Annotated in this window: 9 protein-coding genes; 4 read left to right on the top strand and 5 right to left on the bottom strand. The window is 46.9% G+C overall.

Going from position 1 to position 14,633, the window contains the following annotated elements:
• Positions 1-202: 202 nt before the first annotated feature.
• Positions 203-1,102 carry a DUF2608 domain-containing protein gene (locus ACXACM_RS04805; RefSeq protein WP_474820161.1) on the top strand — a complete coding sequence of 300 codons (900 nt, stop codon included), beginning with the start codon at positions 203-205 and terminating at the stop codon, positions 1,100-1,102.
• Between the two features lie 4 nt (positions 1,103-1,106).
• A complete protein-coding gene (arfB, locus tag ACXACM_RS04800; protein WP_474820160.1) occupies positions 1,107-1,520 on the top strand; it encodes an alternative ribosome rescue aminoacyl-tRNA hydrolase ArfB in 414 nt (137 codons plus the stop codon).
• 21 nt (positions 1,521-1,541) lie between these two features.
• Here the strand turns inward: arfB and ACXACM_RS04795 are convergent, their stop codons facing one another.
• The 4 genes from ACXACM_RS04795 to ACXACM_RS04780 all read right to left on the bottom strand — a co-directional run bounded on the left by ACXACM_RS04795 (position 1,542) and on the right by ACXACM_RS04780 (position 7,525).
• Complete coding sequence (locus tag ACXACM_RS04795) at positions 1,542-2,240, bottom strand: hypothetical protein (RefSeq protein ID WP_474820158.1); 699 nt, start codon at positions 2,238-2,240, stop codon at positions 1,542-1,544.
• A 32-nt stretch (positions 2,241-2,272) separates the two neighbouring features.
• Positions 2,273-3,565: an NAD(P)/FAD-dependent oxidoreductase gene (locus tag ACXACM_RS04790; protein ID WP_474820157.1), complete on the bottom strand. Its 1,293-nt coding sequence runs from the start codon at positions 3,563-3,565 to the stop codon at positions 2,273-2,275.
• A 116-nt stretch (positions 3,566-3,681) separates the two neighbouring features.
• On the bottom strand, positions 3,682-5,745 hold the full coding sequence (locus tag ACXACM_RS04785; RefSeq protein ID WP_474820156.1) for a TonB-dependent receptor: 2,064 nt from the start codon (positions 5,743-5,745) through the stop codon (positions 3,682-3,684).
• Entirely contained in the window at positions 5,738-7,525 is a 1,788-nt protein-coding gene (locus tag ACXACM_RS04780; RefSeq protein WP_474820155.1) for a metallophosphoesterase family protein, read from the bottom strand. Before ACXACM_RS04780 ends, ACXACM_RS04785 begins: the two co-directional genes overlap by 8 nt.
• A gap of 249 nt (positions 7,526-7,774) precedes the next feature.
• Here ACXACM_RS04780 and ACXACM_RS04775 point away from each other — a divergent pair, with 249 nt between their 5' ends.
• A complete protein-coding gene (locus ACXACM_RS04775) occupies positions 7,775-8,833 on the top strand; it encodes a Ca2+-dependent phosphoinositide-specific phospholipase C (RefSeq protein ID WP_474820154.1) in 1,059 nt (352 codons plus the stop codon).
• A 22-nt stretch (positions 8,834-8,855) separates the two neighbouring features.
• A complete protein-coding gene (locus ACXACM_RS04770; protein WP_474820153.1) occupies positions 8,856-11,618 on the top strand; it encodes a TonB-dependent receptor in 2,763 nt (920 codons plus the stop codon).
• A gap of 45 nt (positions 11,619-11,663) precedes the next feature.
• Here ACXACM_RS04770 and ACXACM_RS04765 read toward each other — a convergent pair whose 3' ends face one another.
• The gene (locus tag ACXACM_RS04765; protein WP_474820152.1) at positions 11,664-14,582 is read right to left on the bottom strand and encodes a TonB-dependent receptor; all 2,919 of its coding nucleotides are present in this window, start codon (positions 14,580-14,582) and stop codon (positions 11,664-11,666) included.
• Positions 14,583-14,633: the final 51 nt, after the last annotated feature.

Below are 14,633 nucleotides of genomic sequence, written 5' to 3'. Positions count from 1 at the left end.
TGAGTACACAGTCCTCTTACGCTGCTATCAATTGTTAAAGTTCAGTTAAAAAAAGTTCATATTATGCAGACTCCCTAATCGTTTGCTTGAAAAGATAAAGAATAAAGGGCGTACCTGGTTTTTCTTCACTGAAACAGGTCATGTATACAAGGGTTAATTTCTGTTAGTCTGTAGCGCATCAGACAAAAACTACATCTATTTCATGTTATCTATTTTTCGCATTCCAATTTTCGTCTCCGTGTTCACCTTAGCGTTGGCGGGCTGTTCATCAGCACCCGATACGTCAACCACACCACCGCTATCACCAACGGTGACGACCACCACTACCTTTTCCGACGTTAGTGAAGCCGTGAACAAACTCAACAAACGATATTCTGTTGACCGGGTATTAATCGTATCTGATATCGACAATACCCTCCTGACCAGTACTGCAGATCTTGGTGGAGATATCTGGTATCAGTGGCAAACAGGAAAACTTGCGATTAAACCTGAAGATACTGAGCGGGTGAGCTGTCTTTTTGAAGACACAATCGGTTTGCTTTATGAACTTAATCCAATGGTGCCCACTGAGCCCGCATTAGCTGACACAGTTTCTAAGTGGCAATCACAAGGCAACACTGTGTTTGCACTTACTTCAAGGGCCCCTAAATACAGAGCGGCAACGGAAAGAGAGTTGTTGCGCAATGGTTTTGATTTGTCTCTGTCTGCACTGACGCCTGAAAGACAGAAAAACCCCAATTACCGGGAGGCGCTGGAGCGAGAGCTTAGTTACAGCCGGGGCGTGATGATGACAACCGGAATGAACAAGGGACTCATGCTAAAGTGGATTCTGGATAAAACTGAACAAGAATTTGACGCGATTGTCTTCATTGATGATTCGAAGAAAAACATCGATAACCTCGCCGCGGCCTGGAATAACAGCAATGTTGAGGTGCAGTTATTCTATTACACTCGGATAGAGGAAAATCGTGTGCATGAGAACGGCGCCGTGCTCACCGAAGAACAGGCCCATGCAATGGCAAGCAACTACCAGCAACTAATGGCAACATTGCAAACGGTTTTTCCAGCCAGGAAATCGCAAAGTTGTCTGAGTGTAAACTAACCCGATGATTGCGATAACACCTGGCATCAGCTTAGATGAAACAGAAATAGACATGACAGCCATCCGCGCGCAAGGCGCGGGCGGCCAGAATGTAAACAAAGTCTCCAGCGCTATTCACCTGCGCTTTGATATAGGCAAGTCATCTTTGCCCGAAGCCGTAAAAAGTCGTCTTCTTCAACAATCTGACTCCCGGGTCACCGCAGAAGGCATTTTTGTACTAAAAGCACAAAGTTACCGCACTCAGGAACAAAACCGACAAGACGCTGTAGACAGGCTGGTAGAGTGGATTGCACAAGCGACCAAAGTGCAAAAAAAGCGAAAACCGACCCGTATCAGCAAAGGTGTAAAAAAACGTCGCGAGGCATCAAAAAAACAGCTTAGTGAACGAAAAAACATGCGCAAAAAAGTCGATTTTTAGAAGTCAGTGGGTTTTATCATCTCAATGAGTAAGACCGTTAAACTCCAGGGCAACAAACATCATTCGGTACGCATTATTCCCTGAACCATCTTTTTCCGAACTTACGTAAAACGCGTTTTGTCCAAACCCATTTAAGTCGCTGAATGTACTGGCACTCGTACTTCCTGAAGTAAAGCTCAACAGACAATATTTACCTGCGCAAGTCATTTGTTCAGCAAACATGTCGTATTTGTGGTTGTCATAGACCAGATGGGACAGTTGCTCTAACCTATTGGCACTGGCAAGGTCACCTGATTGAGATTCAATAAGGGTAAATAACTGAGGGAAACCTTCCTTGCTGACCAGCGACGACGCATTAATATTGTTAATTATCCCCCTGGGAGAAAATAGCAGGTAATCCAGTGTATCCAATTCCGGCGCGTACTGTAGTATGGCATTCACATCTTCCATCTTTTGTGTCTCGCCGGGTCTTTTTTCGAAATAATGGTTTCCATGCCCTGATGGAATGGAAACCGCTTGCTCTGAAGGTTGTGAGTCGTAAATGGGATGGTCTGGTTTGTTAGACGTAGCATCCAGCTGCTTTTGTATTTTCACGGTCTCTGTGGAGTCAGTAACCGGCTCGGCTGGGTGCATGTGCTTAGCTTGAGGCTCAGGCCCATGCATCCAGAAAAATAAGCTGGCAATAACAAGTACAATGACAACTCCCCATACCAGCCTCATCTTTATCCCTTACATGCTTTCGTTATACCTGACTAATGTAACTTTAGTTTAGGACCTACAAAGTTGCTCACTTTTCTGCCGAGCAAAGTCATGGTGCCTTTAAACCACCCGTGAACAGCGTATTGATGCATATTGTACAAAGAGATGTATACCAGCCGCGCCAATCGACCTTCGATAAACATACTGCTGTTAACCAGCGCCCCCATTAAACTGCCCACCGTGCTGTATTTACTCAAATGCACTAGGGAACCATAATCCCGGTATTCATAATTTTTTAGCGGCTTGTCTTTGAAAAGATTAATGATGTTATCTGCCGCAACACTGGCCATTTGATGAGCTGACTGCGCTCTTGGCGGCACCCACGAGCCATCTTTCTGCTGAAATCCGCAGCAATCGCCAATGGCAAAAATGTCATGGGAAGCCGTGGTTTGCAAATAACTATTAACTAAAATCTGATTAGCTCTGTTTGTTTCAAAAACACCCATATTAACCAGAAAATCGGGCGCCTTGACGCCCGCAGACCACACCAGGAGATCGGCATCCACAGCTTCCCCGGTTTTAGTGATAAAGCCTCTTTCTGTGGCTTCAGACACCATGGAGCTCTCCATGACATTAACCCCCAGATCTGTCAGCGCTTTTTTCGCAGAAGCAGCTATCCTCTCCGGCAATGCAGGCAGTATTCTGGGGCCGGCTTCTATGATTGACACTCGCAATCGCTCTGAAGACATCTCCGGCATGCCATAAGCACGGGCCAAATTCGCCACATGGTGTAACTGAGCTGCCAGCTCCGTGCCGGTGGCTCCTCCACCAACAATGGCGACGTGCAAAGACGATTGCGACGTACTTGACTGATTAACTCTTAACAGTTGGTTTAGAAGCGCTTTATGAAACCGTTCTGCTTGTGTCAACGAATCGAGAAAATAGCAGTGCTCTGCAACTCCGGGCGTGCCAAAGTCGTTGCATACGCTCCCCATTGAAAGCACAAGGTAATCATAATCGATGGTGCGCTCGGGCAAGATTTCATGCCCTTCATCATCCAGAAGCGGATCGAGAACAATAAATTTCTTCTCACTGTCGAGATGTTGCATGTTCCCAAGTTGAAACTGGTATTTATTGCGCACAGCGTGCATACGGTAATCCACACCATCAGAGTTTTTATCAATCACTCCTGCTGCTACTTCGTGTAGAAGTGGTTTCCAAACGTGAGTTTTGCTTCGATCAACTAAAATGATTTCTGCTAAGCCTTTGCGGCCTAACTTTTTGCTCAGCCGGGTAACCAGTTCAAGTCCGCCAGCACCACCACCAACAACGACAATTTTTTTCATGACGTATCCTTAAAACAATTTTTCCAGTTATATAAAATCGCGAGACATTACATAGCTCGAAAAACTGATGGATAACGTTGGCGGCGATTTACCTTTTCATGTGAGTGGGGATAGCTTTACGCGTCCCACCGATAAATCAGACTAAACATAAAATTTCTGGGCCGACCGGGAAAATAACGCTCTGCGGTAAACGAAGTAAAGTCTGCTCGCTCGGCGTAAGCAGTATCAAACACATTGTTAACTCTGCCATATACTGTGAGTGCCTGGGATAGTTTCCAACTACCACGTACATTCACGATATCGTGCCCTTTATACTCGTGTAGATTTTCCGGGTCGGTATAATAACTCCCCGTATGATACCACTCTGCCTCTACTTTTGCAGAAGGTGAAATAGCATAGGCAAGACGAATATCGAATACTGATCTGGGTGCCGAGTCAATCAAATTACCGTTTATATTGACGTCGCTAAGTACCTGATTATGGCGATACGTGTGCTCAGCCAAAGAGAGAGCCGATGTCAGTGTCCATGATGAGGAAATGAACCACTCAGTTTCTAATTCAATACCTGTATGGCGGCTTTTACCGTCGTTCACGTAGAAAAAGTCACTATCCCGGAAAATGAAATTATCTTTATCCATACGATAAATTGCGCCCGAGATACGCAGGTCACTAAAGTTTCCACGAAGCCCGAACTCAAGATTATTAGCTCGCTCCGAAGATAAAGAAGCAACGGTCTGTGCTCTTTGCAACCGGTAAAGTTCGGTTGCCTGGGGAGCACGAAAGCCCATCGACGCATTGGCGTAAAACTGCAGCGCTTCTGACCATTGATATACGGCGCCAAGTTTTGGCGAAAGGTTGTCAAATTGGTTGTTTCCACTCGGCGGCCGGGTATAGCGACAACCACCAAAGCCACAGGCAGTGCCATCCTCGCGAAGACGTCCGGAATTCATATTATTGGTGTACCGGTACGCCATGTGCTCATACCGCAAACCGGCATTAAAACGCCAGTTATTCAGCAGCCATTCAACAGCAACAAAAGGGGCAACAACGGTGGCATCTACGTCATAGTCGTAATGCTTGCCTGAAGGAATTGTTTCCATAAGAAACGCTGAGCCAGAAGTCTCGCCCTCCTGAAATTGCAGTAGCGTTCCCCGGGTGAACTCGCCATCCAACCCACTGGTTACAGTGATGTGTTCAGACAGCGGGTGCTCCCACAAAGATTGAATTCCCACGCCTTCCTGAGCATTTTCTTCTTCCGGCTGGCCGGGTAAAAAATGCATGAGAAAATCCATGTCCTGATTGCGGTAGTAGGGTGTTACAGTAACCTTATCGCCATTTTTTAACGTTGCTGCAAACTTACTCCACAACCTGAGTGAAGTAGCGTTTCGGTAAGCTTCGGGGTTTTCATTGCCTTGCGCCAGCGCACTGTTTTTATAACTTTCAAAACCGGTAATGTAACCTGCGGTTTCCTGATCCAGATGGGTGTAAGTTAACCCACTCGTGATGCTTAGCGCATCACCATTAAACTGATACCTCAGGTTTACTTTTTGCTGATCAAATCCCTCGTCAGTACGATAGCCACTATCATGGGTTGCACTTACATTCACCCCGACGCCATGGTCACCATGGGTAGTACCAGCGCGAAACTTACCTCTCTGATATCCGAACGAGCCGGTATCCAGTGCCAGTAAAACGCCGCCTGTTGTTGTATCAGGCGTAATCACATTAATCACACCATGCACCGCATTCGAGCCGTACAGAACCGAACCGGGCCCCTTTAAAACTTCCACCCGCTCGGCCATTTCGGTGTGCGCTTCAAACATTTCATTGATATTGCAAAAGCCCGCTGCACGCAGGGCAATACCATCTTCAGCCGTTAATAAACCGCCGCAAGCCCCCGCACCAGAGAACACCTGGGAACGCAGCGCCGGTAAGTACTCCTGACCATTTCCTCGCTGCAGTTGCGCGCCCGCAACAAGCTTGAGTACCTCTTCTACATGAGACGCTGACAACCTCTGTAGCGTCTCTTCGTCCACTATTTGTAAGGATAAAGGTAACCCTGACTGCCCCTTGGCTACACGACTCGCTGTGGTCGTTATACGCTCTATATCTTCCGGTGTCTGACCAATGGCAGAATGTGGTACCCAAATAACTAAGCACAGAACAATAATTTTAAACACCCGGAACCACCCATGTCGTGTTGTCAACGCGCTGCGCCGATATGGCCAGTAATTTCAAAAAAGCCTGTGCTTGCGCCGCCGGCTCATGGTTTGGTACCGGGCAAGCCTGCAGAATGGGCAAGAAAGAGATGTAACTCTCATCGCGATTAGCAAGATCAGCAAATTTCCCCGCATTGCGGATTCTATAGTAATCATTTGCCAAGGCAATGGCTGGTTTGGCGAGAAACTGTTCTGACAATCCGCTGACATGGGTGTTGCAAAGAGCGTGATTAAGTACCTCTGCTACCGTGAGTTCTTCAAAGTATTGCGCCATCTCTTCTGGCCACTCGCGACCAACGTACCTCTGCCTGACCACTTCTTTGAGGTGACCATCGGTGAAGTCGAGGTAATTTGAAGCCGACAGTATACTCTTGTCCCATTGTGATAAACCGGATTGCTGGCGATGTTGCCACTCTTTCACATAAAGTGGGAATAACTTATCAAAGCCGGGGACCTCTTTTTTTATGACGGTTTCTATGCGCGCAGTGCGTTCAGGAGTTAATGTCACAATGGTGTACCCGGGCTGATACGCTGCTAACGAGGGCACCTGAATATTGACCAGACCGGGCTCTTCTGACAGTGAAAATGGAGCCGGACCATGGACATCGTACAAATGCATATGCCCTGCCATGTGTAGCTTCAGCCCTGTTTGAGAAAGCGCTTCAGTCGTTTCTTTTGTTGGCATGCGCCTGAGTTGCATAGCAGTAGGGCCAAACAAATTTGACACTTCTTTTTCAGTATCATCATAGAAGTCAGCCATAGGAAAGTGACTGAATGCCACAAGCCGCTTTTCTTGCTTTTCTGCCCTTTCAACCACGCTGGTTATCCATGCTACCAATTCCGGTTTGTAAGTGAGTAATGCGTTATAACCGGCGTTTCCCGAACCGTTAAATTGCCTGTCGGCGTAGTTGCCTGTGGGCACATAGACGTTTGCATCAATGGCCAACAACCATACACCTTCTACTGGCTCTACCAGATAACTACTGTCAGGCATGAAAATACATGTGCCGTTGTCGTCACACCAATTCCAGCCACGCTTAGTCAGATCCTCAGTGTCGAAGGGGGTTTCATACAGCACATCCTCTGGACGAGGCGTGAAACCATGGGAATATAAGGTCTGTGTAATACCTGCATATCCCCATTCCCTCACAGCATGACTACATTGCCACGCCTTCTGATCCTGACAAAGTGAATGATCCGGACTAAAAACCCCAACTTCTTTACCCGATTGATGTAAAAAGTCGCCTTTACCACCGGCGCGGCTAAACGGCCGTGTGGGATCGTGATTCCCTGTAATAGCGAAAAAGCGCATGCCATAGCGTTCGTGATAAATATCCAGTATTCGCCGCAGTGCTTCAACATTGGCGGGCTGGCCGTCATCGGAAAAGTCCCCCGGCAAGGCAACCAGTTTAATGCCCCGCTGCGCAAGATCGTCCAGCGTGGCCAGAAACACAAAGTAGTTTTCATTAAATAATCGGGTGGAATTCAACTGTGCTTGCATACTTCGAACTAACACAGGGTTTTGCGTGCCAGGAAATCTTGGCAACCCTGTTGGCGATAAATTTTCTGCAGCTACGAAAAAATCATGAAGATGAATGTCAGCCAAAAACGCAATAGAAATGTCGCCATGCCTATTGTAAATCGTTTCGTCTTGAGTATCAGTTTCGCGATGATCAACTTTTTTCTGAAACCCCATGGTCGTCAGCACTAACGCACACAGCGCCCAAATACAATACTTCATCTTCAACCCTGTTTTTCCTTCCCAACCCATAATCCGCAGTGATATCAGGCCAACAAAACATTACTTAAATTTACGTCCTAAACCACAGACGTAACAACAAACCAAACGGGGACAACCCAATGCCAATGTTCATAAAAACTTCATCCATTATATTACATTTTTATGAATATTAATGACTTAAAGATTTTTTTCGTCCCCGTTAGTTCATTTCAACACTCTACCTCCACAGAACTTACTGAGGGCAGTTTTATGATTTTTCGATTATCTGTATTATTTTTGCTATTGATAGCTGATGTGACTGCTGCACCACTAAACCACTATCAATGGATTGGCTCTCATAACAGTTACAAACAAGCTCTGCCTCCTTCGGCATTTAGCTTTCTGGCCGAAAGGGATCGCCACAGCGCGATACAAATCGACTATGCCCACCCGGATTTAACTACCCAACTGGAACTCGGTCTAAGACAACTTGAACTAGATGTCGTAAATGACCCGAATGGTCATCGATATCACACTCCTGAGTTGGCGGTACGCTTACAAGAACAGTGGTTAAGCGAAGAGAGCAAAGCTCGTTTAGCAAAGCCGGGCTTCAAAGTACTGCACATTCCGCATGTTGATGTTCGCTCACACTGTATTGAATTCACTAGTTGCCTCTCCCAGTTAGTAGCCTGGTCTGATGCCAACCCTGAACACTTTCCCATTGTGGTCATGATGAACGTGAAAGAAAACCAACCTGCATTTCTTTCCAGCCCTGCCCCCGCTTTATTTGACGAGCAGGCTTTCACCGCACTCGATACGACTATTAAAACAGTAATGCAGGAGCGTTTAATAACTCCGGCAATGCTGCAAGGCAAGTTCGGCAGTTTACGGGAAGCAATCATCAATCAAGGCTGGCCAGACGCAGACAAACTCAAAGGAAAATTCTTGTTTCTGTTTGACGGCAATACTGAACAACGCCGGCGTTACTTACAGGGGCACCAACGCTTAATACATCAGGCCATGTTCGCGTCGTTTGATCCCGACCACCCCTCTGCTGCAATCATGATTCGGAATAACCCCATTGAACAGCAGGCTGAAATACGCGCTCTGGTAGCCAGTGGATTCCTCGTGCGTACTCGCTCCGACGCTAACTTCTCTGCGCCAGTTTCAGTAAAGGCAGCCCGTAAAGACGCAGCATTACGCAGTGGCGCACAAATAATTTCCACAGATTTTTATCCCCAATCGCCACAGGCAATAGAACTCAACTATCAGGTTAGTTTTGCCAACAGCGCATTGCGACGACCACACCCCTTTATTTCGCAACAATGAAATTTAATTGAAGGAACACACTATGCATCCACAATATAACAAACATATCCTCGCCCTTTCAGTGGCAGGTATTTTAAGCGCAACATCCGGTTACGCTGCGGCACAGCAAGGCAACACGCCATCTGCCGATGATCCTGCAATGGAACAAATTGTCGTCAGCGGTTATCGCAGTTCGCTAATTAAAGCGAAAGACTTAAAACGAGAAGCCGTGGGCTCTCAGGATTCAATAATTGCTGAAGACATTGCTGATTTCCCTGATCTTAACCTTGCAGAATCGTTACAACGCATTCCAGGGGTTACCATAAACCGCGAGGCGGGTGAAGGACGCCAAATATCACTTCGCGGATTAAACGCCGACTTCACTCAGGTTCAGCTTAACGGCATGGAAGCACTGGGAACATCTTCCTCTGCTATGGATAGCCGCGGAACTTTAAACACATCCCGCTCTTTTGACTTCAACATCTTCGCCTCAGAACTGTTTAACCAAATTGATGTGAAAAAGTCTTATTCAGCCGACATGGATGAAGGTGGTATCGGTGGTACAGTGCAGCTTCACACCGCAAAACCTTTTGACTATGACGGCTTCAACAGTGTCATTAGCGCCCAGGCGGGACAAAACTCTCTAACCGATGACACCAGCCCTCGAGTTGCCGCACTCATATCCAATACCTGGGATACTTTCGGCGCACTCTTCTCCATCGCGTATAGCAATCGCGACACCAGCGAACAGGGTTATAACACCTACCGCTGGCGACCAAGAACTGACCAAGGCTCTGATATTTCGGGATTGTCAGCAGCCAATCAGGCAGCAGTGGAAAGTGGCGAGCTTCGCTTTTCCCGAGGCAGTCGCTACTCGCAATTTAACAGTGATCAAACCCGAGTAGGCGCAACCGTCGCGTTACAATACCGACCTAATAACGATTTGTCATTCGGCCTGGACGCCCTGTACGGTAAGCTCGACAGTGACCGCAAGGAGTACCATTTGCAGAGTCGTGGCTCCAGCTCTACAGCATTGGGATGTACTGGTCCGGATTACAACGAAGGCGCCAGGTATTTCTGTTCAGAGCTAGTGGACTTATCGTACAACGACAACAATGAAGTTATCTACTCTGAATGGCGTAATACAGCGATTCACTCGGAAAGTCGTAGCCAGACAGCTGAAACAGAAATCGTTCAGGTAGTGCTAAACGGCGACTGGATTATCTCTTCAGATCTTATTGTTAGTGGTCTGATTGGGCATATGGAAAGTGATTATACGAGTAACAGCGCCAAGGTATACTTAGAATCCTTTGCTGATATGACCATCGATTACCGCGACGACCGCTTTTATGGTACTAACACATACATTAATGACTATGACCCCACAAATATTGATGAATTCCGCTACCATGAAATTGATTTAGCCGAAGATGAAGTGAGCAATAGTTTCGACGTTGCTAAACTCGACGTCGACTATGTGCTAACTGATTCCAGTAACCTTAAGCTCGGCATGTCATCCAAACAATTTGAGCATGTCAGCGGCAGAGTTCAGGAAGGCAACGTACTGCGCAGCGATTGGCAAAGTGGCGACGTTCCAGATGTAGTGGAAAGTAGTTTGACGTTCCTTAACGACAATCACAAACGACAGGACTGGCTTAGTGTTGATGTCGATGGCGTGTTGAACAGCTTCAGCGTAAACCGGGACATTGCCATGACAGATACGCCCAACAGAGTTACCGAAAAAACCCAGGCCGCCTACGCGCTCTATGAACTGGATCTTTTCTTAGGTGAAAGCGAATTGCGAGGAAATGTTGGCCTTCGTTACTACAATACAGAAATCGATTCCACTGGCTTGGTCAACGGTACTGAGTACGTCACGGTTACACGTGAGTACGACGGTGTATTACCGGCAGTTAACCTGGCTTGGTACGCTACTGAGCACCTGGTAGTACGCGCTAGCGCAGGTAAAAACCTCACCCGTCCAACTCTGGGTAGTCTTACCGTCACAGGGACAGTGAACACTGATCCTCTTTCTGGTTCGACCGGCCTGCAGATTAGCGCAGGAAACCCTGCACTCGAACCGTTTGAAACTACCAATATGGAAGTAGGAATAGAATACTACTTTGAAGATGTGGGATACGTTTCCATGTCTCACTTTAGAAAGGATATTGATAACTTCATCGCTACCAAAACGATTAGTATCCCTTATGGCGACACAGGTTATCCACTGGCACTACTAGAGGGTGCAACGGATGAAGACGGCAATGCCCAAACCGGTGCAACCTTGTATAATTTTTCACAACCACAAAACCTCACCGACAGCGATTTCTCAGGATGGGAGTTTGCGGTTCAGCGTGATTTTGACTTTCTACCGGCCCCCTTTGACAACTTCGGTGGCATAGCTAACTACACATATGCTGATGGCGATTCACTGCACACCATTCTTGTGGATGGCGAAAATGTTGAAGTATCACGACCCTTCTTCGGTCTGTCTAAAAATACCGTTAATATGACGCTTTATTACGAAACAGAAACTTGGGGCGCAAGGGTCTCTGCCGCACACCGCGATGAGTATCTGACAGTCGTCGAAACGTCAAGTTCAGATCAGGATGAAGCAGGCTTCCACGGTACCACCTATTGGGATTTCTCAGCGTTTTATAACGTATCAGAAGATATAAAGGTATCGTTAGAGGGGATAAACCTTAGTGATGAACGAGAGGAGCAATACTCCGATTCCGACGACCGTCTGTACAACACAACGGTAAGCGGACGGACTTTCTATATTGGAGTCACCTACGCTATGTAACTTTGGCGAGCGATTACCGCCATAGGGTAATCGCTCCCATTTACTTTAATGACGGTAAGTTAAGCCCAGATAATAGTTGCGCCCACTTAGCGTCGTATTATACGGGCGGTGTGACGAATCAGAATACTGTCGCTCTCTTTCGTTGGTCAGATTGACCGCCTCGGCGCGTAACTCCCAGTGTTCGTCAATTTGATAAGCGGCCACAGCATCTACGTAAATGCTCGATTCAAAGCCTGTTTCGTCCTCGTCAATTAACGTGTTACTGTCTACCCGAGCAATATAAGTATCACGAAAAGTAGCACTCAAACGGACGCTCATTGCATAGCCTTCCCAGTACGCAGTGACATTCGCCAGCCAGGGAGAGAGATAAGGCAGTGATTTTGTTACCAACGGCTGACCATTATTACTGTTGTGGTAGCGCACCTTTCCCTGTGTGTAACTGGCATTGGCCACCAGACCAATGTGATAACCTGGAAATACTGAAAGCGGCATTTCCAAATGGGAGCTGAGCTCCATACCGAAAAGGTTTGCGTTTTCTGCATTCTGTGGAGCCACCCTCAATAAAGATGTGTTATCAGATACGCCTATCATATCGACGATATCCTGTTCGGGTATTTGTCCTACAGGTAAATACTCGCCAAGAGTGACAATATAGTCATCAAGGTATTTATAAAAAAATGAAAGTGAGACGCGATTCAGGCCTGATAAATACCGCTCCCAGGCAATATCCACATTGTTGGCAACATAAGGGCCAAGAGCGGGATTAAAACCATAAAGCACATCTTGCTCTTCATTATATTCAACGGTTTGCGCGAGATCGGACAACAAAGGCCTGCCAATTGTGCGGCTGATAGCAACGCGGTACACATCATTCTGATTACTGTCATACCTCAAATTCAAAGAAGGCAGAAATGATGTATAACCCAACTCATTGCTGCGCTGTGAAACAAGGTCTTTTGCCCACACATCAATGTTTTCCCACTCAACACGCAATCCGCCATTTATCTGCCACGGCCCCTGTTGATAGCTCACCTCACCAAGCAGCGAATACCGCCATTCTTCAACGCGATCCTGCAGTTCGTTCCAAGGCCTTCTTCTTGCCACTTCAGAGCCTTGTATGCCTTCAATATGTGCGGGCAGGCCAAAGGCTTGAAATACATCTACGGAATTGAGTTTCATCCATGCCAGCCTGGGATGAGCGGTTAAGGTACTCCCTACAACCTCTGGAACACTGCTGTCCAAACTAATAAGTCTATTTTCTTCTCCAGCTTGCGCCGACCCCCCTTGCCGAAACACAGCCCACTCTTCAGCCAGCATATCCTGAACATTGAACCAACTTGTTGTGCTATTGAAATTAACGACTTCAATACCTACTTCCCAGTTCAAATTATTGCTGAATATATGTTCTATGGCGTAATTAGCATTACCAAAACCGGTACTGGAAAAATAGTGCTCAGCATCAAGCTCTTTCATATACCAGAAATCGCGCTCGGTAAGATCATCTGAGTAATTAATGTGGGCAAATCCGTAGTCATCCCGGTAATCAATAGTGACATCTGTTGAGCTTTCCATGTAAGCCTTGATTCCCAGCGGAATGTTGTAACCTGCCTTCTCCCAACCCAGTCTCAGCTTACCCGTCGTCGTGTTATTCCACTCATGCTCTGCGTTTAATACCCACTGACGGTAAAGGGTAGATACCTGCTGGAAACGACTTTCTGTACCCACTTGTCCACGTTGATACACACCATAAACCAGCTCGTTTCGATCATTGACCTGTGCATCCGTTACAATTGTCTCTCCTTCGATCACCGGCGTTGACCGATATCCTCTCGGATAGAGGTGATATTCACGACGATCGCCACTAAATTCACCAAACAGCCAGTCTACCGTGACGTGGTGCCGATCGCTCAGGTATTCCAGGGAACCACTTACACCGGCTCTGGTCATGTCACTTTGCCATACTGAATAGCGGTTTCCTCTGGGCACGAATAAATCTCCGCTTTGCCACGCAGACGCTATTACGTCGGGAAGTTGGGAAATGTCAGCACCTTCCGGTGTGATCTGACGCCATCGGAAAGTATTACCTCCAACCTCTTGAGAGAGACGCTCACCATAAGACATTGACAATAGCGCTCCCCAATGACCTTTTGTCGATGACACCATGGTAGAAAACCTGGCGGAAGGCTTATTGATGTACGCGTTTTTTCCGACCTGTGTATTCATGTGCCAGTTCAGTCCAGGATGGTCGAAAGGGTGTGCGGTTTCAAAGGCAACGATACCGGCTAAACCCCCTGTAGGCTGGCTGACATCATAGCTTTTAAAAACTTGGATATTGCTGAACAACTCAGTGGCAAATAGGTTTAAATCGAAAGAGCGATCACGATGCCTTTGTTGCCGGCTGTCCATCGGGGAATCGTTGTTTGCCAACACTGGCATACCGTTTAGCGTCACCAGAGTAAAATCAGGGTTTAACCCGCGCAACATAATTTGACGACCTTCACCGGCTTCCCGGGAAATAGACATACCGGGAATTCGCTGCATCGACTCTGCCAAATTACGGTCTGGATATGCAGCAATATCTCTGGAAGCAATGACGTCCGAAATGACCTCGCTTTCTCGTTTTTTTTGCCGCGACACATCGAGTGAGGCTCGAATTCCCGTAACCGCCACCTCTTCGATAGTCTTGCGTTTACTTTTAGGCGTTGCAGGCTTGAGCACTATACCTTCAGGAGAAAGCTGGTACTCGAGAGAAGTGGAAGACAAAATAATCTCCAATGCTTCGACGACGGTAAATTCCCCCGATATCTCAGGTACTGTGATATCTGCTGTCAGTGACTGATTAACAACGAACGGCCGATTGAATTTAATTGACAGATAACGCAGCCTATCTGTTAATGATTGTGTTTCACTGTGCAGTGAAATGGATTTGCCCTCTGCTGCAATTACTCGTGGCGGAAAAGACATACTTGATGTAGTAATAAGTACCACTACCAATAGCAACCGCAGTGAACTCTG

Source organism: Alteromonas sp. AWQ4_252, from assembly GCF_056158205.1.
The sequence above is the reverse complement of the archived record's forward strand: the minus strand, read 5'-3'. Positions and strand labels throughout refer to the sequence as shown.

Excerpts from the sequence above, each read along its gene's own strand:
- ACXACM_RS04805 (WP_474820161.1), top strand. The coding sequence starts at position 203 with ATGTTATCTATTTTTCGCATTCCAATTTTCGTCTCCGTGTTCACCTTA.
- arfB (WP_474820160.1), top strand. The coding sequence starts at position 1,107 with ATGATTGCGATAACACCTGGCATCAGCTTAGATGAAACAGAAATAGAC.
- ACXACM_RS04795 (WP_474820158.1), bottom strand. The coding sequence starts at position 2,240 with ATGAGGCTGGTATGGGGAGTTGTCATTGTACTTGTTATTGCCAGCTTA.
- ACXACM_RS04790 (WP_474820157.1), bottom strand. The coding sequence starts at position 3,565 with ATGAAAAAAATTGTCGTTGTTGGTGGTGGTGCTGGCGGACTTGAACTG.
- ACXACM_RS04780 (WP_474820155.1), bottom strand. The coding sequence starts at position 7,525 with ATGAAGTATTGTATTTGGGCGCTGTGTGCGTTAGTGCTGACGACCATG.
- ACXACM_RS04775 (WP_474820154.1), top strand. The coding sequence starts at position 7,775 with ATGATTTTTCGATTATCTGTATTATTTTTGCTATTGATAGCTGATGTG.
- ACXACM_RS04770 (WP_474820153.1), top strand. The coding sequence starts at position 8,856 with ATGCATCCACAATATAACAAACATATCCTCGCCCTTTCAGTGGCAGGT.
- ACXACM_RS04765 (WP_474820152.1), bottom strand. The coding sequence starts at position 14,582 with ATGTCTTTTCCGCCACGAGTAATTGCAGCAGAGGGCAAATCCATTTCA.